We start from the raw sequence: 16,693 nt of genomic DNA, 5'->3' as shown, positions 1-16,693 counted from the left end.
GTGTGGGTATTCCTGGGCGCAGCTGTCTTTTAAGAAACCAATAGTTTGGTATTTGGCCGGACTTCTTTTATGCTGGTCGACCATGGTCGTAGTCAAAAGCCTGACCCTATGAAAACCAAACTGTATTTAATACCCGGTACTCTATGTAACGCCAGGCTCTGGTCTGAGCTTGCCCCTTACCTTAGCAACTACGAACTGGAGCATTTGCCTATTCCTTCAGGGGCAGATCCGGAACATCTGGTGGAACAGTTAGCCCCGGCTTTGCCCGCCCACAAATCAGTCTTACTCGGATTTTCTTTAGGTGCTTATTTAGCTGCATTATTAACGCTGCGTTATCCGGAAAAAGTGGCAGCTTTGATTTTGATATCGAATAGCCCTTGCCCGTTGAGCTCAGAAGAACAAGAGTCCCGCCAGCAAAACATACAACTGATACAAAAATTTGGTTACAAAGGCATCAGCCAGAAAAAAGCAGAAGCCTTAGTGGACAGCGCTAAGCTAAGCCCTGATGCACTGCAACATATAGTGAACATCATCCGCCAGATGGATGCAGAACTTGGCGAGCATGCGTTAAAAGCCCAGTTGGGTGTGACCTCAGAGCGCAGGGATCTGAAAGATGAACTACTCAAGCTGACGCAGCCGCTTTGTTTTGTGTACAGTGAACAGGACCCGCTGATCAATACCCACTGGATGCAGGATTTTATGCAGAGCAGTCAGAAACTTCATCAGCAAGACAGCCAGGTTGTTTTTCATGCCATTGCAGGTTCTGGCCATATGTTGCCCTTAGAGCAACCTGCTTTACTTAGCCGCTACATAAAACAATGGCTGAGTGAGAATATAAACGCTTCTACAGGGCCTTGAACCTATGGGGAACTGTTGTGTAAAAATTACCAGCAACGGGTAACTTCTACAGCCAGGCTGGAGGCTCGCTGAACAAAAAAACAGATAAAACACTGTTTTTATTGATATATATCAATTTGGCACAACCCATGCTCTAATTTAAACGTAAAAGTAAAACGCAAAGAGTAAGATGCAAAGTGCAGTCATTGCTGTATTTCACAGTGTTCACCAAGGAGATTTATTATGGCCACTTCACAAAGTGCAACAGAGCAAGCAACAAGTAAAAGCAACAGTGCGTTAAATTCACCTATTACAGAAAAAGCTATTGAAGCTGCACATCATGCAGTAGACGCAGTGGCAGAAAAAGCTGCAGTAGCTGAAGACACATTACGTAAAACAGCGGCCAGCTCTCAGGAAACGCTGGCTCATAAACAAGAAGAAATTACGCAGCAACTACAGCTGTCCTACAGTAAAACCCGTGAGTTTGCAGTGCAAAACCCACTGGCCGCTGCAGGTATCGCCTTTGCTGCTGGTGTATTGTTAACCGCTTTGCTACGCGGCAAATAAAGCCGTTACTGACGCAGTACCAACCAAGGCGGATTTATGCAACCTAGTGAAAGCTCTGAAGCAGCTGCAGAACAACCAGGGCAGCCTGTATCCACTCAGGCTGCCCTGACTAAATCGGCAGAGCAGGCTTTGGATCAACTGGCTGAAATAGCTGCGCTTGGCCATTCAGTCAAACAAGCTTATACCAGCCAACTAAAACTGACCGGGCAAATAGCAGCGGCGGAATGGCAGCTCACAGGCCGCAGTCTGACCATTGCCGCGGCTTTAGTCGTGTGTTTTGGTGCAGGCATGATTTTACTCTGGGGCAGTATTTTGGCTGTGCTGGGTTATGTGCTGTTTCAACTAAGCAGTTCAGTCGCAATGACAGCCACGGCTTTGCTGCTGTTGCAGTTTGCCCTATTGTTCTGGTGTTGGCGCAGTTTAGCTTATGTGCTGTCACAAGCAGGCTTTTCAAATACCTGGCGGCAATTGCAATTGCTATTGTTCAGGCCACAGAAGGAAAACACAGATGCTGATCCAACGGCTACTGACTAAGCAGCAACAGAAGCTGACTGAGCTGACAGCACAAAGCCAGCTAGAGCAGCAATTACTGCTGATAAGAAAACAGCAATTATCAGAAGTAAGCCTTAGTTTTATTGGTTCAACACCGGGTTTAATGCTGAGTTTTTGCGCTGGTTGCCTGTTTCAGCTTCGACACAACAGCGCGGTGAAAATGATGCGTAGCCTGGTGGGCTTTCGCTGGATCACCAGGCTGATTGGTTAGTTCAGAGCTGGTCTGTACCTGCTCTGAACTAAAGGAAAGCCAGCCACAACACTCCTTTGCCAGCACCGGCTAAAGCTTACAGCTTTGCTGGAACAAGGCGCGTTGTTCCAAAGCTAAATCCGGATAATCGGTAAAAAGCCCATCTATACCTTGCTTAAACAGGGCCTGCAGTTCTTCGTTATAACTGAATCTGGTTTTGTCATCTTTGGGCATTAAATAATTCGCTTCAGCTCTGAAGGTATAAGGGTGTACCTTTAAGCCCTGCTGCCGGGCCGCTTTGACAAAAGGCTTTAAATCCAGGCTGTGTTTCTGATACATACTGCTGCGCCATGGGCCAATACCAGCGGCATAGCTATGCATAAAGTTCAAACCTTTGTCGTTCAGTAAAACCGAATAATCCAGAGGTTTAGGCAATGCGGCTAAAAAGCTGCTGTTGTCTTTATAAATGGCAGCTAAATCAGCGTTTTGTTGCTGATGATAAAACACGTCATAAGGCACAGAAAAACTGTCTTTTGGTGGTAAATACGCTTTGTCTGTATCACCAATCAGCTGGATCAGCGGCAGTTGAAGCTTTAGATCCGGCATCCACTGCGTTTTAAGCTCCAGCAAGTTCTGCACTTCAAAGGATTGAATAAATACCCGGCCTGGATCAGTAAATCGCAGCTGTTTTAATTGCTGTACCAGCATTTTGCTGATATCCAGCGCTATAGGTGTTCCTGTTGCAGTTTTTCCTTCATACCGAAAATAAGTCGGGTGTTTGGTTTCAATATAAAGCCCCACTTTACGGCCTGTATCTGCTTCAAACTGCGTCACAAGACTGACAATCTCTGCCAGAGTAGCAATAGCTAACTTATCGTTCTGTTCCACTCCCTGAGGCCGTAGTGCAGGTAAAGGTTCGCGGGCTTTCAACTGCTTTATTTCAGCCAGAGTAAAATCTTCACTAAACCAGCCTGTGATCGGAATGCCATCAATACGTTTGGTGGTTTTTCGATCGGCAAATTGCGGCAATACAGCAACATTAGTGGTATGAGTTAAATCATTTTCATGGCGACTGATCAGTACGCCGTCTTTGGTCGGTACTAAATCGGGTTCAATAAAATCAGCCCCCATCCGCATAGCAAGTTGGTAGGCCTCCAGCGTATGTTCAGGTAAGTGACCACTGGCACCTCTGTGGGCGATGACCAAAGGAGCAGTAGCACAAGCATCAGCGGCTATAGCAACACCAGATAGCATAGTGACAGACAACAAGCTCAGAGGCAGCAGAGAAAAACCTTTTTTAATCAGCATATTATTCACACCTTTTGCAAAAACTTCATACTAAAACCACAGAATGACAATAGCATGACACAAAATGCAAAGGCTGGGCTGCCCTGCCCGTCTGGTGTTCAAAGCTGTACCACAAAGGTTAGATCAACGACGTTCCTGTACCCATAAATACAGTCCACAAGCCATAATCACTCCAGCACCAATCAACATAGATAAACCCGGAAATAACTGCCAAAGCAGGATATCAAAGCCTAAACCCCACACCAGTGCTGTGTATTCAAAAGGCGCGATCACTGAAGCTGGCGCTAAACGAAAAGCCTCAGTAATAAACACCTGACCTATAGCACCACTTAACCCCATCAGCGCTAATAACCACAGGTGATCCAAAGAGATCGACACCCACTGTGGATAAGCTAAAGCACCTGCCCCGAGGCCAATCATAGTCATCAGCCAAAATACCATATTGCCGCTATTGTCGGTGCGGGATAATACCCGAACTGTAATAGCGGAAATGGCGTAACAAAGCGCAGAAACCAAAGCAGCCAGCGCGCCTAAACTCAGTAGTTGGTCACCTTCAGGTTTAAGCATAAAAAGCACAGCCAGCATACCAATGCTTATAGCAACCCATTGACGCAGCTGCACATGTTCACCTAAAAACCAAACTGACATAGCGGTGATTAACAGTGGGGCTGCAAAAAAGATGGCATAAGCATCGGCCAGCGACAAAGTCTGAATGGCATAAACAAAAGCGGACAACATCACTATGCCAAGCACAGCTCTGAACAGATGCAAAGACCAGCGCGAATTCAGTAAATGCTGCACTCTGTTGGTTGTGACCAACCAGATGACTATTAAGGGCCAGGCAAACAATGCACGCAAACTGGTGATCTGCATAGGAGCATAATACTGCGTCAGCTGTTTCATACAGGCATCCATAGCGCAAAACATGCCCACGGCCAGCAACATACACAAAATCCCTTTAGTCGGCTGATCGACCGCAGGATGAAGCAGACTTTTCATAACTACCTGATTAAGGAAGAAAACAGCGGGCTAGTGTTCAAAAATCTTCAGACTAAAGCAAGTGCAAAAACGGCAAATATTAGGCCTGCTGCGGAAACACTGTGATTCCAGAAATTGCACTACTGAAACCGCTTCTGGTTTTGTCACAAAAAGCATCAGAATGTAAGAGGACTTAACAGCTTAGTAACTAACTGTTACCCCATATTCTGAGCCCCCCAGCCTGCTGATAGACTCGCATTTCCTCCATTTTCAGCCTATGGGTAGCCTAGTATGCAATCAGGTCCTTTGTTATCTCTTATCGTGCCTTTTTACAATGCCGCCAACTATTTTGCTCAGCTACTTCACTCTATTGAAGTACAGCTGACAGAGGCAATACAGGTAGTCCTGATCTGTGATGGTGCCACTGACGGTAGCCTTGAGTTGGCACAACGGCATATAGGAACTTCAGCGATACCACAAAGTTACCTATTGTTGAGTCAACAAAACAGTGGTGTCAGTGTCGCCAGAAATCAGGGGATAAAACATGCGACTGGAGAATACATTGGTTTTATTGATGCGGACGACTTACTGCTGCCCGGTTACATCAGTCAGCTACTGAGCGTGATCCAGCAGCACAAGCCTGATTTAATCGAATTGGGTTATAAAGGTTTTAAGGAAACATTTGATTTGACCCATGCCAAACCACGTTATTTGCATCGTAACGCAGGTTGGCTATTAAAAAATAAAGCTATTACCGAAGTGTACAAAGCCAGTCGCTGGTTTCCTTGGCTGAGGGTATATCGCAGGAAAATGGCACCTGACTTTCAGTTTCCAGCGGGCATTGCCTTTTGTGAGGATTTAATGTCTATGCCTTCTTTATATGAGGCAGCACAACATATTTATCATTTGCGTTTGCCGCTGTATGGTTACCGCGTGCATAGCGCCAGTGCTTCTTTTAACGTAAAAGTACAACATCAGCAGCAGTTACAGAGTTTTTTTAACGAGGTTCAGTTAAAAAACTCTTACCCTGCACTGCCAGAACTTCTGCGCCATATACTGCTGCTTCATCTGGCTCATTTATTGTACAAATTGCAGCTAAACAACAAAAATCAACAAAGCTTTCCTGACCAACTTGCTCAACAGCTGAAAACACTGATCTATCAGTTTTGGTGGTCACCACATTTCTCAGTACGAAAAAAATTAAATCTGGCTTTTGCACCATTTTTCTTCCGCTGGGAAAGAATTAAAAGCGGATAGGGGCAGAGAGCAGCAAAGTTGGGCTTTTATTATTTTATATCAAGGTACATAAAGCAAAACAAGTCCACAGTCTGTCTGCTGCGTTCTTGTCGTAAGACTGAACAGCTTGGAAAACTGGACGGGCGACCATAAAGGTCGCCCCTTGATTTCGCATAGGTTCCCACTGCTTATTTCGCTGCTAACGCCTGCTGAATTTCGGCTTCCAGATCCTGAGGTTTGGTCAGTGGTGCAGCCCGTAAAATCGCTTTCCCATCACGGCCAATCAGAAATTTAGTGAAGTTCCACTTGATAGATTCAGAACCTAACAACCCAGGTTTTTGTTGTTTCAGGTTTTTAAATAAAGGCGAAGCGTCCGGGCCGTTGACATCCACTTTAGCGAACATTGGAAAAGACACACCATAGTTCAGTTCACAAAACTCACTGATTTCAGTTTCATTGCCCTGCTCTTGCTTGCCAAACTGGTTGCATGGAAAACCTAAAATTTCCAGTCCCTGATCTTTGTACTTTTGATACAACTCTTCCAGACCTTTGTATTGCGGCGTAAAACCACATTTGCTGGCGGTATTCACAACCAACAGCACTTTGCCCTGGTAGTCTTTTAACTGCACTGGCTGGCCTTTGATGTTGGTCATAGCTAAATCAAAAATTGGGTTTGGCATCATATGCTCCTCTGGGGTTGCCGTTTTTTCAGGGTTTCAGTGCTCTGTGTGCTGAAAGTAAAAACATAATGCCTAACAATTAAATTGCATGCAATTTAATTTTATCGATGCAACTGATGCAAAAAACCGAACAGCGAAACAGCCCGGTTAGCTGGCCGGTTCGCTGATGAAGCCTAACTTCAACAAACCCGATTGCTGCACAGTAGCCATAGTTTTCAGCACATGCTCATAAGGGGCAGCTTTGTCCCCCCGAATATGAACTTCAGGTTGTGGCTGCTGTTGTGCCTGTTGCGCCAGCTTTAGCTGCAGCTGAGCAGCATCAATGGGCTGATCGTCCCAAAATACAGCGCCATCGGCTTTGACTGTTAAAATGACAGTTTGAGGTTTAATTTCCTGTTTTTCATTGCTGACACGTGGTAAATCGACCTTCACGCTGTGAGTGATCACTGGCACTGTGATAATAAAAATAATCAGCAACACCAGCATCACGTCCACCAGTGGCGTCATATTAATTTCGCTCATCACTTCGTTGTCTGAGTCTAAACCACCACCAAAAGCCATCTACTTAGCCTCCTTTAATGGCACCACCACTCTGCTGCTTTTGGGGGCTGCCCCAGTCAGAAAGTAAGCGTGTAACTGATGGGCAAAACGCTGCATTTTATTCAGCACTTCTTTATTACCACGTTGCAAAGCGTTGTAACCCAGCACAGCCGGAATGGCCACAGCCAGACCAAAAGCCGTCATGATCAGCGCTTCACCTACAGGGCCTGCTACTTTATCTATGCTGGCCTGACCGGATACACCTATACCTACCAGCGCATGATAAATGCCCCAGACAGTGCCAAATAAACCAACAAAAGGTGCAGTAGAGCCTACAGAAGCCAAAATGGCCAAGCCTTTTTGCATCTGCTCAGCACTTTCATCTATAGCCCCCCTTAAACAGGAAACCAGCCACTCCGTCAAAGGTAAGTTACCATGTAAATCTTGTTGATGACTTTGATGATGCTCCAAAGCGGCCTGACCTTCGTCGGCCATGTAGCGGAACGGATTCATAGGCCCTGTTGCGGAGTCGGCCGAACTTAAAATCCGCAGCCCTTCAGCAAAACTATGGGCATGCCAGAAATCATTGCTGGCTCTGCTGATACGTTTTAAGCGCCATAAACTGATGGCCCGGATCACAATCACAGTCCAACTGGCGACGGACATCAACAACAGCATCACGGCCACGGCTTTAATAACAAAGTCACCCTGGGCCCAGAGTGCGGCAATACCATAGGGATTTTCTTGCATAATGAACTCTCTAATGAATTGAATTTAAGTTAAAAACCACAGGCTGCACAAACCAGAAATCTATCGGCTGTCCCAGTTTCAAAGCGGGTTGGTAAGTCCAGCTGCGTACCGTATTTAAGGCCGACTGATCCAGTCTGGAAAAGCCCGAACTTTGTTTCAGCTTTAACTGCCCTACTTTGCCGTTTTTCAGTACCAGTACCTGTAAATACACAGTGCCCTGTTCTTTCAGACGGCGCGACAACATCGGATAAAGTGGTGCTTTATTCACAGCTTTGTTGGCGGAAGCCACAGGTGGACTGGCTTGGGGTTCAGGTGCCGGAGTTTCAGGCACTGCTTTGGTTTGTGCTACTTGTGCCACAGGTTCTGGCGCACTGACGGCAGTGGGAGAAGCCTCTGCCACTGGTGCAGCTTTGACCGGCGCAGTTTTGGGTTTCGCCACTGCTTTTTTAGCTTCAGCTTTTTTATGTTTCGCTGGTATTGGCTTCGGATTTTTCACCTTTTCAGGTACAACAGGCCTGGATTTTGGCTTGTCAGGCACTGGTACTACAGGAGCAGAAATAATCACGCCTTCAATGGCTTTTTCCACCGTTTTAGCTTGTGGTTCAGTTGCCAGAGTCACGGCTGCAGTCACTAAAGTCAGATGCACCATCAGCACCAGCAAAAACAACAGGGAAGATCCTTTCACAGCTCGGCCCATAAACGCACTAAGTTATGATAATGCCCGGTCAGTGCCAGGAGCTGACTGCTGTCCCCGTGCTGAGCCCGCAACTGTTGAATGGTCTGATCCAGTTCAAACAACATAGAACGCTGTTGATCGTTACGCACCATGCTTTGAGTCCAGAAAAAACTGCAGACCCGCTCACCACTGGTGACGGGTAATACCTGATGCAAACTGCTGGACGGATATAAAATCAAATCTCCCGCTGGTAGTTTGATCTCATGCACACCAAAAGTGTCCGTGATCTGTAACTCCCCGCCCTGATAGTCTTCAGGTTCAGATAAAAACAAAGTTGAAGACAAATCAGTTCTTAAACTCAGGCCTGATCCTGGTAAACCACGAATAGCGCCATCTACATGCAAGCCATAATGCTCACCGCCCTGATAGCTGTTAAATAACGGCGGCACTGTGCGAAGCGGAATAGCCGCAGCCATAAAAAGAGGATGCTGATACAAAGCTTGCAGTATCACAGCCCCCAGTTGTTTGGCCAGTGGTGATTCGACAGCTAACTGTTTATTTTGCTTCACCAAAGCACCTTGTGGCCCAACAGTAACACGGCCGTCTGTCCAGTCTGCGGCATCAAGTAGCTGCCTGAACTCAGTCACCTGAGCTTTGCTTAGTAAATCCGGAATATGAATTAACATACAAAGATCCTGTAAAGGGCCTCAATCAAGAGGCCCCTTTTTATTTTAGAACTGTACATTTACGCCTAAACGGAACGAACGAGGAGTGCCGGCAAAATAACGCGATCCGCCGTTATTCAACTTGGCTATGTACTTTTCGTCCAGCAGGTTGTAGACGTTCAGCTGCAAATCCACATAAGGGGTCAAGGGGTACGAAGCCATTGCATCCACCACCCAATAATCCGGCATTTCAACCACAGCTGTTTTTGCCAGATTTAAGGTGGTGCTGCTGGAACGAACCACAGTATCGACATAACGCACACCACCCCCTAAGGTAAGGCCCATTGGCAGTTCATAGGTGTTCCATAAGGTAAAGGTAATTTCAGGAGTCCACTGGATCACACCACCATCTGTCGGGCTGTTACCGGCCCGATTACCGCGGGTAATCTCAGTGTCCATGTAAGCTGCGCCGGCACTGATATGCCAGGCTGATGTAATAGCCCCCACCATTCCCAACTCGATACCCCGGACCTGACGCTCACCCACTTGCGAGGCAGTGCCATCCGGGTCTGTCGCTATTTCGTTTTTGTTGGTGCTTTCAAACACTGCGGCAGTCACGGCCAGTTTGTTATCCAGCAGATCCCACTTAGTGCCAAACTCCAGATTGGTGCCTTTTTGTGGGTCCAGATTGGGGTTGTTGATGTTGTTGGCTGCAGCACTTAAGGTGAAATTAGCGCCCCCCGGTGGTAACTGACTGGTAGCGTAAGATAAATACAGACTGCCATTAGCTGCAGGTTTGTACAAAGCGCCCAGTTTGTAACTGGCCAGATTGTCAGAAGCGTCAACAGATGCCCCCAGCCTGGTTCCTACAGGGATAGTTTGTGGTGTTGAAGTGCCCTGAATAGTGACAGTGTCGGTTTTTGTTTTGTAATGATCTAAACGGGCACTGGCGTTTAACTGCCATTGCTCGTTTAAATGAATGGTATCTAAAAGGTACAAACCCGAAGTCAGGGTGCTGCCATCAGTGCTGGCACCGGTATGAACCGGATTTACAAAAGCATCCTCTGTGCTTGGATTGTATAAGTTAGCCACCACCTGAGTGGTTCCAGCTGGTAAAGCCAGAGTTTTGTTACGCTGACTTTCGTAAATAAACTCAACCCCTGAGCTGATATCATGTGTCAGCCCTGCCAGTTCCAACGAGGTATTTAACTGGGTTTGGTTCGTTAAGATCTGGTTTTGCTGATCTTTCCCCTGACGGCTGCGGGCTATAACCCAGTTGGCAGGATCAGGGATAGCAACAGCGGCAACACCAGTACCTGTTGTGGTGGTAATAGCATTCACACCTGTCAGCAGATAGTCCTGAGTTGACTGACCAAAACGTGAGGTATTTCGGATAGTGGTTGTATCACTTAGATCATGCTCAAATTTAGCCGTCACCATAGTGGCTTTGACATCGTCAAAGTCATTTGTAGAGCCATAAAAATTGCTGGTGTCCACAGGAGGCAAAGCTTTACCTGCATTTGGGCCTCCGTTTGGGAAGTTTGTGCTTGGATCCGCATCAAAAGCCGCATTGTAATAGCCTTCCAGCCCAGCAGTTGTCAGGCCACCGTCTGGCAGGTTGTTCTGTTCCAGATGAAACAGGTTTAAATAAGTGCGGGTTGCAGTGCCCAGACCTAAAGCCAAAGAGGTTGCTATACCCACTCTGTTGTCTTCCACTTCGTCACGGTCAGCCACACCTGAATCCTGTGCCAGCAGATTCACCCGCAAGGCAGAACTGTCTGACAATTGACGATTCATATCCAATGTGGCTCTTTTGTGGGAACCCGATCCTAACACCAGATTACCTGTGGTGAACTCATCCAGACTGGCTTGTTTACTCGCCAGGTTGATATAACCAGAAGATGTACCACGGCCGTTATCTGCACCGGCAGGGCCTTTGGCAATTTCCACTTGTTCGGTATTAAAAGTATCGCGGCTGATGGTGCCTAAATCGCGGATACTATCGACAAAGATACTGCCCTGCGTATCAAAACCACGCATAAAAATGGAATCGCCAGTGGCGGTATTGCCATTTTCCCCCATTAACATGGTGATGCCTGGTGTATTGCGTAAAGTGTCGGACAAAGTAGTAGCAGCCTGTTGCTGGAACAGCTCCTTTTTCACCACCACCAGAGTTTGTGGTGTATTCACCAAAGCCTGTGTCTGCTTGGTAGAACTTACTTTTTCTACTTTGTATTTTGCGTCTATTGTATCTGCAGTAACAACCACAGCATCCAGTTGAGTGTCTTGTTGCGATACAGCACCGGAGTTTTGTTGTTCAGCAACTGAGGTGGCAGGTAAGGCCAACGCAAAAGCTGAAGCTAACAAAGTGGTATTAAAACGAGCCACCTGCTGATGTTTTTTAGCGGTGATAAAAGCCATCGAATAAAGTCCTTCTATGAAAATACAGTGTTAACAAAAAGAAATGAAGGCATCGGCGCTGATCCTGCTGCGCATGCTATCGAGAATCATTCTTATTTGCAAACTGTTTTCATTCAGATGGAACCTTTTTATCACCCACTGCTATAAAAGCATAAAAAAGCCTTTAACGACGGCGGATCAACAACCTGATACCCAGCACTGTGGTGAGTAGCAGCAGGAACAATCCAAGCACACCCAATACCTGATCCAGACTTTTATTCCCTATCCATTGCAGGTAATGAGCTTTGTATAAATTGTTAATTAACTCAGTATCTTTACCTTGTTGCGACAGACTTAGGCTGGCCCAGTTCAGTTGAATTTGTACCCCTGTATCTGTCACATACCCTTGATCTGTTTTTAGCAGTTGTTCGCCATAACGCTGAGGATCGACGCTGATTGCATCCTGAAGCAGTAATTGCATTTCATCATCTGCAGGCTGGGGACGGACTGTGAAGTCTTGCGGGTTCAACTGCTGCCAACCATCCGATTGTTTGACCAACAGATGCATACCCAACACGCTTTGCAGCAGTTTAATTTCCTGCCAATCGGGTTGTGGGTGGATCTGAACTTTAGCGCTGATGGGGTAAGTTTTAACGGTCAGATAAGAAAAAGCAGCCTGATAACCTGGTTTAATAAAAAACACCAGGCCAGTGAAAGCCCAGATACAAAATGGCAAAATTAAACACCAGCCTAAAAAACGGTGAAGACGACGCGGTAATGACATAAAACACAACACTCAAACTCGTTGGAAAAACAAAAGTTTAACAGCAATAAGAGTAAAATTATCCGAAATTCTTGCCCGCTGGATCCAGCAGCTCTGTGGCACAACAGAGCTGATTGCCGCCTGCATGTTTGGCTCTGTACATAGCCCTGTCGGCCGCCGCCAACAAGCTGGCTTGATCCTGACCATGCTGCGGAAAAAATGCGATACCAATACTGGCGGATAATTGCAGAGGCTGATGTTCAAATAAAAACGGTTGCTGAAGTTTAGTCTGCAGGCTTTGTAAAGCGCTTAACACTGCCGCCTGATCCGTCACCGCATCCATCACAATAACAAACTCATCCCCACCCAGCCGGGCCACAGTGTCTGCTTCACGCACTGAAAACAATAAAAGTTCTGCTACTTTTTTTAAACACAAATCACCAGCAGCATGACCAAGCTGGTCATTGACCTCTTTAAATTTATCCAGGTCAACAAAACATAAAGCCAGCATGCCCTGCTCACGCCTGGCACGGGCTAATGACTGCTGCAGCCTGTCGTCGAATAAAGCTCTGTTGGGTAATTGAGTCAGCGGATCGTAAAAGGCAATATGCTGCAACTGCTCTAACAGTTGTTTATGTTTGGTAATATCGCGGGCCACGGCCACCCGCACTTTTTGATCTTCAGACCAGCGGGCCGACCACTGAATATAAGCAATCTGACCATCTTTGCGGATATAACGGTTTTCAAAATCGATTTTCTGATCGCCCGCCATAATTTCGCTGGCGGCTAATAAAGTACGTTCTCTGTCATCCGGATGTACTAATTCAATCATAGGCCGGCCAATCATTTCAGCACTTTTATAACCAAAAATCCGCTCACAGCCTGAACTCAGATACAAAAAATGGCCATTGGCATCCACCACACAAATAGCTTCAAGCAATTGATCAATATAGTCACTTAACGAACCTAACGAGGGGCTTGACATATCCTACCTGTAAATAGAAGCTCGGATAATCGCGAGGAGCTCACCATGAGCTCCAGCTTTCAAACTTATCACTTTTACATCCTGCCACTCTTTACTGTGTCGCTGCAACACATTACCCGAAGTCATCCCAATTTCAGGCAACACTGTCTACGAAGTTAAAATAACATTAGAGATCTGACACACCACATTATCTGCACCGGCTTTAATATCTGACATCACATCTTCAACCTCGCTGATACGATCATTCACCTGCTGAGCAGATTGATTTACATCTGTGATTACCGTCATCATGGCTTCAACAGTTTGCTGTGTAGAAGAAATCACAGTCGCTATTTCACTGGTTGAATTGGCTGTTCTGGAAGCGAGATTCCGAACCTCATCGGCTACAACAGCAAAACCCCGCCCCATATCACCAGCCCGGGCAGCTTCTATGGCTGCATTTAAGGCCAGCAGGTTTGTTTGTTCTGCGATAGCCCTTATGGTGCTGACAATGACGCCAATATTTTTTGCATGGGACGTCAGAGTTTCAGCTTGCTGATGGGCTCTGCTTATTTTTTTTACCATAGCGTTGGTGACACTGACTGTTTCTTGTAATTTTTCGGCCCCGGTTGCCACAATGACTGAAGTTTCTTCGGATGTGTTACCCGCCATATCGGCAGCATGACGGACTGCCTGCTCTTTATTCACAGAGAGGGTTACATCTGAGGCAAATTTAATAACCCGCACTACATTGCCGTTGTTGTCAAAAATAGGGTTATAGGTTGCTTCAATCCAAATCACCTGACCTTCTTTGGTAAAACGCTTGAAACGGCCAGATTTATGCTGACCCGCAGCCAATTCAAGCCAAAATTTTGGATTGGCCTGATAAAACTCATCATCACAAAATATACGATGATGGCGTCCTGTGATTTCCGCTGCTTTGTAACGCATGGCTTGCAGGAAATTTGCATTTGCTTCAAGCACGTTGCCTTGTGGATCAAAATGGATCACAGCCATAGAGCGATTAATAGCATCATAAACCGCATTTTTTGTATCCAGTTCAGTTTTAGATGCCGTGACGTCAGATGCAATTTTAATAACTTTTTCTACGACGCCGTTGCTATTCCTGACTGGGAAATAAGTCGCTTCCAACCAAGCAATCTGGCCATCACCGCGGATCCGTTGAAACTGGCCGTCAAAACAATCACCATTCTTTAAACTCTGCCAGAACTGACTGTATTCACGGGAATTTACATAATCTTTGCTACAAAACTTACTGTGATGCTGACCTATGATGGCATCTGCCTGCACTCGCATCATGGTGTTAAACAAGGCATTACTTTTCAGCACATTACCATCGGGGCTAAACTCGATCACTGCTAAATACTGTTCAATAGCCCCCAGATCGGCGTCGGCTATAGTCACGCGAGTTGTTAAGTTTTCTATCAGTTGTTTCGTTTTACGGCTAAAAATCATAGGTCACCCCGTTGTATTGACATCACACTTTGATACATAAGTCAGAGCCTGCTTCTGCATCTGTAAACTCACTTACGCTTTCTGTCCTGATTCCCCTGAACCTTAAAAACAGGCAATAGCGATACAACAAATGAGTAAATAGCCTGTAACAACATCCTTAGCGGCACAATAACAAGGCAAAAGCGAAAAATCAATAAAAACGATAAAAGTGATAAACCCATTCACCACAACTATCTGATGAAGAATCGTCATGGCCCGAACCTATGCTGCTCAGCAACAGAATTCAATCCGTTCCTATCTCCAAGCCAGTTCCGATACCAACAAAATAATCCGATTAAGCATGGAGCTCAAAAAGAATCAACGCAGAGAAATAGCATTTGCCTGAAGTGTCTGCGGCAAGAAAGTGGCCAGGGATCGGCCAGTGATGGGTATCCAACACTCAGCAAAGTATGTTGTTGCGTGCAGGAGAGCGGTTTTACAGGAAAATAGTTCGGTGTCAGGTCTGGGTGCAACTCAGTAGAGTCACGCTTACGGATCCACTAATCTCATGCAGTTGAAAAATCCGGATTTGCCAGACGCTCATCCCTGTCCAGACTGGCCAGTTGAGTCATCTTCTCTGAGGTAAGGTTCACGGCCAAAGCCGGGTTAGTTTTTGCTTATTTGCTTCGGCCAAAGCTTCAACATATGACTGCACTGGTACTTCATCCGGCAAAGGCCAGTGCACTAAAGTTAAATCCACTTTATCCAGCTGTAATTTTTCCAGGCTTTGTTCCAGAATGGCTGTGAGTTTGTTTTTGCTTAAAAACTCAGTCCATATCTTGGCCGTAACAAAAAGCTCACGGGCTTTTATACCACTGTCGCGGATAGCGCGGCCGACATCCTGCTCATTGCCGTAAATCTGAGCTGTGCCGATATGGCGGTAGTCCAGCTCTACGGCAGTGTTTACCGATTGATAGGCATCTTTCCCTTTTAAGCGAAAAGTACCAGCGCCTAATACAGGAATAATGTTTTTAGGAGTAGTGTTCATGTCTGGTTCTCCGTTAAAGTTGGCAGTAGCATATACCTGACTAATCTTCAAAATAAGCAAAGCCACAGACAAACATTTTTGCACTGACAGCAACAAAGGCTTTTATTTATGCGATTTAACAACATAGTAGTGCTGACCGGAGCTGGCATATCGGCGGAGTCCGGTATTAGAACCTTTCGTGATCACAACGGTTTATGGGAAAACCATCAGATAGAGGATGTGGCTACACCTGAAGGTTATGCCCGAAATCCGGCCCTGGTGCAGCAGTTTTATAATCAACGCCGTGCTCAACTGTTAGACCCCAAATTAAAACCCAATGCCGCTCATCTGGCGTTGGCGCAATTTGAACAGCAGCATAAAGCCAAAGGCGGCAATTTTTTATTGATCACACAAAATGTGGATAACCTGCATCAAAGAGCGGGGTCATTGCAATGCACGGCCAGTTGCAAAAAGTAAAATGCCCTCTGTCAGGCAAAAATCAAAGCTGGTTAAAAGATGTAGCAGCCACAGATTTATGCCACTGCTGCAAAACTCCACAGCCACTCAGGCCCGACATTGTCTGGTTTGGTGAAATGCCTTATCAGATGGAGCAATGCACAGATGCACTGATGCAAGCCGATTTATTTATGTCCATTGGCACTTCAGGACAGGTGTATCCTGCAGCAGGTTTTGTGCAAATAGCAGCGCATGCGGGTGCTCATACAGTTGAGCTGAATATGGAAGCCAGCCGTGGTGATTTTGCCGAAGGTTATTATGGCCCTGCCGCTAAAATAGTACCAGTTTATCTGGACACTCTTAGCTGACAAATAGCTGACTATTCACTGCCAAATAGCCGCTTTAAAAACATTTTTTCACTGCCGGACCAGGCTCAGCAGCCCTATCGCAACTCTGTTTTTCTCATTCTGCCTTCAGCCCATCTGTACTGAAATAACTTTATTCGCAGTTGATTTATCGAAAAAAGGGACTATTGTTCTGTATCTGATCCAGAAAAATCACATCCTCAGTAGGTTTTGCTCAGGATCAGGGATCATCTGTCACAAAAAGGATTTTGTATGCTCTGCGCTTTGCACAACACCAACAGACC

General features: G+C 46.0%; 18 protein-coding genes and 2 pseudogenes. 6 read left to right on the top strand and 14 right to left on the bottom strand.

Going from position 1 to position 16,693, the window contains the following annotated elements; all coding sequences use genetic code 11:
* Window positions 1-69 precede the first annotated feature (69 nt).
* The 4 genes from J2W69_RS17580 (at window position 70) to J2W69_RS17565 (ending at window position 2,167) form a co-directional block, all read left to right on the top strand.
* Window positions 70-858 carry an alpha/beta fold hydrolase gene (locus tag J2W69_RS17580; protein ID WP_310280921.1) on the top strand — a complete coding sequence of 263 codons (789 nt, stop codon included), beginning with the start codon at window positions 70-72 and terminating at the stop codon, window positions 856-858.
* 222 nt (window positions 859-1,080) lie between these two features.
* Window positions 1,081-1,404, top strand: coding sequence for a DUF883 domain-containing protein (locus tag J2W69_RS17575; RefSeq protein WP_310280919.1), 324 nt, complete (start codon window positions 1,081-1,083; stop codon window positions 1,402-1,404).
* A gap of 36 nt (window positions 1,405-1,440) precedes the next feature.
* The gene (locus J2W69_RS17570; RefSeq protein WP_310280917.1) at window positions 1,441-1,938 is read left to right on the top strand and encodes a hypothetical protein; all 498 of its coding nucleotides are present in this window, start codon (window positions 1,441-1,443) and stop codon (window positions 1,936-1,938) included.
* Window positions 1,913-2,167, top strand: a complete 255-nt coding sequence (locus tag J2W69_RS17565; protein ID WP_310280915.1) for a hypothetical protein — start codon at window positions 1,913-1,915, stop codon at window positions 2,165-2,167. The genes J2W69_RS17570 and J2W69_RS17565 overlap by 26 nt, the downstream gene beginning before the upstream one ends.
* A gap of 69 nt (window positions 2,168-2,236) precedes the next feature.
* Here J2W69_RS17565 and J2W69_RS17560 read toward each other — a convergent pair whose 3' ends face one another.
* Window positions 2,237-3,454, bottom strand: a complete 1,218-nt coding sequence (locus J2W69_RS17560; protein WP_310280913.1) for a glycerophosphodiester phosphodiesterase family protein — start codon at window positions 3,452-3,454, stop codon at window positions 2,237-2,239.
* A 123-nt stretch (window positions 3,455-3,577) separates the two neighbouring features.
* Window positions 3,578-4,453 carry a DMT family transporter gene (locus J2W69_RS17555; RefSeq protein ID WP_310280911.1) on the bottom strand — a complete coding sequence of 292 codons (876 nt, stop codon included), beginning with the start codon at window positions 4,451-4,453 and terminating at the stop codon, window positions 3,578-3,580.
* 270 nt (window positions 4,454-4,723) lie between these two features.
* Here J2W69_RS17555 and J2W69_RS17550 point away from each other — a divergent pair, with 270 nt between their 5' ends.
* On the top strand, window positions 4,724-5,689 hold the full coding sequence (locus tag J2W69_RS17550) for a glycosyltransferase family 2 protein (protein ID WP_310280909.1): 966 nt from the start codon (window positions 4,724-4,726) through the stop codon (window positions 5,687-5,689).
* 167 nt (window positions 5,690-5,856) lie between these two features.
* Here J2W69_RS17550 and J2W69_RS17545 read toward each other — a convergent pair whose 3' ends face one another.
* The 12 genes and pseudogenes from J2W69_RS17545 to J2W69_RS17495 all read right to left on the bottom strand — a co-directional run bounded on the left by J2W69_RS17545 (window position 5,857) and on the right by J2W69_RS17495 (window position 15,609).
* The gene (locus tag J2W69_RS17545; protein WP_310280906.1) at window positions 5,857-6,348 is read right to left on the bottom strand and encodes a glutathione peroxidase; all 492 of its coding nucleotides are present in this window, start codon (window positions 6,346-6,348) and stop codon (window positions 5,857-5,859) included.
* A gap of 147 nt (window positions 6,349-6,495) precedes the next feature.
* Window positions 6,496-6,909, bottom strand: coding sequence for an ExbD/TolR family protein (locus tag J2W69_RS17540; RefSeq protein WP_310280904.1), 414 nt, complete (start codon window positions 6,907-6,909; stop codon window positions 6,496-6,498).
* Window positions 6,910-7,638 carry a MotA/TolQ/ExbB proton channel family protein gene (locus J2W69_RS17535; protein WP_310280902.1) on the bottom strand — a complete coding sequence of 243 codons (729 nt, stop codon included), beginning with the start codon at window positions 7,636-7,638 and terminating at the stop codon, window positions 6,910-6,912. It lies immediately after the preceding gene.
* A 10-nt stretch (window positions 7,639-7,648) separates the two neighbouring features.
* Window positions 7,649-8,323 (bottom strand): energy transducer TonB, encoded by a 675-nt coding sequence (locus J2W69_RS17530; RefSeq protein ID WP_310280901.1) that lies wholly within the window; start codon window positions 8,321-8,323, stop codon window positions 7,649-7,651.
* The gene (locus tag J2W69_RS17525) at window positions 8,320-9,000 is read right to left on the bottom strand and encodes a Fe2+-dependent dioxygenase (RefSeq protein WP_310280899.1); all 681 of its coding nucleotides are present in this window, start codon (window positions 8,998-9,000) and stop codon (window positions 8,320-8,322) included. The genes J2W69_RS17530 and J2W69_RS17525 overlap by 4 nt, the downstream gene beginning before the upstream one ends.
* A 45-nt stretch (window positions 9,001-9,045) precedes the next feature.
* The gene (locus J2W69_RS17520; RefSeq protein WP_310280897.1) at window positions 9,046-11,400 is read right to left on the bottom strand and encodes a catecholate siderophore receptor Fiu; all 2,355 of its coding nucleotides are present in this window, start codon (window positions 11,398-11,400) and stop codon (window positions 9,046-9,048) included.
* Window positions 11,401-11,563: 163 nt separating this feature from the next.
* Complete coding sequence (locus J2W69_RS17515) at window positions 11,564-12,163, bottom strand: PepSY domain-containing protein (RefSeq protein ID WP_310280896.1); 600 nt, start codon at window positions 12,161-12,163, stop codon at window positions 11,564-11,566.
* 58 nt (window positions 12,164-12,221) lie between these two features.
* A complete protein-coding gene (locus tag J2W69_RS17510) occupies window positions 12,222-13,127 on the bottom strand; it encodes a sensor domain-containing protein (RefSeq protein WP_310280894.1) in 906 nt (301 codons plus the stop codon).
* A gap of 147 nt (window positions 13,128-13,274) precedes the next feature.
* On the bottom strand, window positions 13,275-13,691 hold the full coding sequence (locus tag J2W69_RS20675) for a methyl-accepting chemotaxis protein (RefSeq protein ID WP_405047901.1): 417 nt from the start codon (window positions 13,689-13,691) through the stop codon (window positions 13,275-13,277).
* A 117-nt stretch (window positions 13,692-13,808) separates the two neighbouring features.
* A pseudogene (locus tag J2W69_RS20670) lies at window positions 13,809-14,582 on the bottom strand (PAS domain-containing protein); the annotation flags it as partial.
* 102 nt (window positions 14,583-14,684) lie between these two features.
* Complete coding sequence (locus tag J2W69_RS17500; protein ID WP_310280891.1) at window positions 14,685-14,834, bottom strand: hypothetical protein; 150 nt, start codon at window positions 14,832-14,834, stop codon at window positions 14,685-14,687.
* A gap of 376 nt (window positions 14,835-15,210) precedes the next feature.
* Window positions 15,211-15,609, bottom strand: a complete 399-nt coding sequence (locus J2W69_RS17495; RefSeq protein ID WP_310280889.1) for an aldo/keto reductase — start codon at window positions 15,607-15,609, stop codon at window positions 15,211-15,213.
* Between the two features lie 108 nt (window positions 15,610-15,717).
* On the opposite strand from J2W69_RS17495, the pseudogene cobB reads away from it, so the two are divergent.
* Window positions 15,718-16,412 (top strand): annotated as a pseudogene (gene cobB, locus J2W69_RS20665) (Sir2 family NAD+-dependent deacetylase).
* Window positions 16,413-16,693: the final 281 nt, after the last annotated feature.

Origin of the sequence: Rheinheimera soli, assembly GCF_031457405.1 — a bacterium.
Classification (GTDB): Bacteria; Pseudomonadota; Gammaproteobacteria; order Enterobacterales; family Alteromonadaceae; genus Pararheinheimera; species Pararheinheimera soli_A.
The sequence above is the reverse complement of the archived record's forward strand: the minus strand, read 5'-3'. Positions and strand labels throughout refer to the sequence as shown.

What these genes read in the sequence shown, in the direction of transcription:
- J2W69_RS17545 (WP_310280906.1), bottom strand. Translation starts at nt 6,348, where the DNA reads ATGCCAAACCCAATTTTTGATTTAGCTATGACCAACATCAAAGGCCAG.
- J2W69_RS17515 (WP_310280896.1), bottom strand. Translation starts at nt 12,163, where the DNA reads ATGTCATTACCGCGTCGTCTTCACCGTTTTTTAGGCTGGTGTTTAATT.
- J2W69_RS17500 (WP_310280891.1), bottom strand. Translation starts at nt 14,834, where the DNA reads ATGACGATTCTTCATCAGATAGTTGTGGTGAATGGGTTTATCACTTTT.
- J2W69_RS17570 (WP_310280917.1), top strand. Translation starts at nt 1,441, where the DNA reads ATGCAACCTAGTGAAAGCTCTGAAGCAGCTGCAGAACAACCAGGGCAG.
- J2W69_RS17520 (WP_310280897.1), bottom strand. Translation starts at nt 11,400, where the DNA reads ATGGCTTTTATCACCGCTAAAAAACATCAGCAGGTGGCTCGTTTTAAT.
- J2W69_RS17510 (WP_310280894.1), bottom strand. Translation starts at nt 13,127, where the DNA reads ATGTCAAGCCCCTCGTTAGGTTCGTTAAGTGACTATATTGATCAATTG.
- J2W69_RS17550 (WP_310280909.1), top strand. Translation starts at nt 4,724, where the DNA reads ATGCAATCAGGTCCTTTGTTATCTCTTATCGTGCCTTTTTACAATGCC.
- J2W69_RS17575 (WP_310280919.1), top strand. Translation starts at nt 1,081, where the DNA reads ATGGCCACTTCACAAAGTGCAACAGAGCAAGCAACAAGTAAAAGCAAC.
- J2W69_RS17555 (WP_310280911.1), bottom strand. Translation starts at nt 4,453, where the DNA reads ATGAAAAGTCTGCTTCATCCTGCGGTCGATCAGCCGACTAAAGGGATT.
- J2W69_RS17540 (WP_310280904.1), bottom strand. Translation starts at nt 6,909, where the DNA reads ATGGCTTTTGGTGGTGGTTTAGACTCAGACAACGAAGTGATGAGCGAA.
- J2W69_RS17565 (WP_310280915.1), top strand. Translation starts at nt 1,913, where the DNA reads ATGCTGATCCAACGGCTACTGACTAAGCAGCAACAGAAGCTGACTGAG.
- J2W69_RS17560 (WP_310280913.1), bottom strand. Translation starts at nt 3,454, where the DNA reads ATGCTGATTAAAAAAGGTTTTTCTCTGCTGCCTCTGAGCTTGTTGTCT.
- J2W69_RS17495 (WP_310280889.1), bottom strand. Translation starts at nt 15,609, where the DNA reads ATGAACACTACTCCTAAAAACATTATTCCTGTATTAGGCGCTGGTACT.
- J2W69_RS17535 (WP_310280902.1), bottom strand. Translation starts at nt 7,638, where the DNA reads ATGCAAGAAAATCCCTATGGTATTGCCGCACTCTGGGCCCAGGGTGAC.
- J2W69_RS17580 (WP_310280921.1), top strand. Translation starts at nt 70, where the DNA reads ATGCTGGTCGACCATGGTCGTAGTCAAAAGCCTGACCCTATGAAAACC.
- J2W69_RS17525 (WP_310280899.1), bottom strand. Translation starts at nt 9,000, where the DNA reads ATGTTAATTCATATTCCGGATTTACTAAGCAAAGCTCAGGTGACTGAG.
- J2W69_RS20675 (WP_405047901.1), bottom strand. Translation starts at nt 13,691, where the DNA reads ATGGTAAAAAAAATAAGCAGAGCCCATCAGCAAGCTGAAACTCTGACG.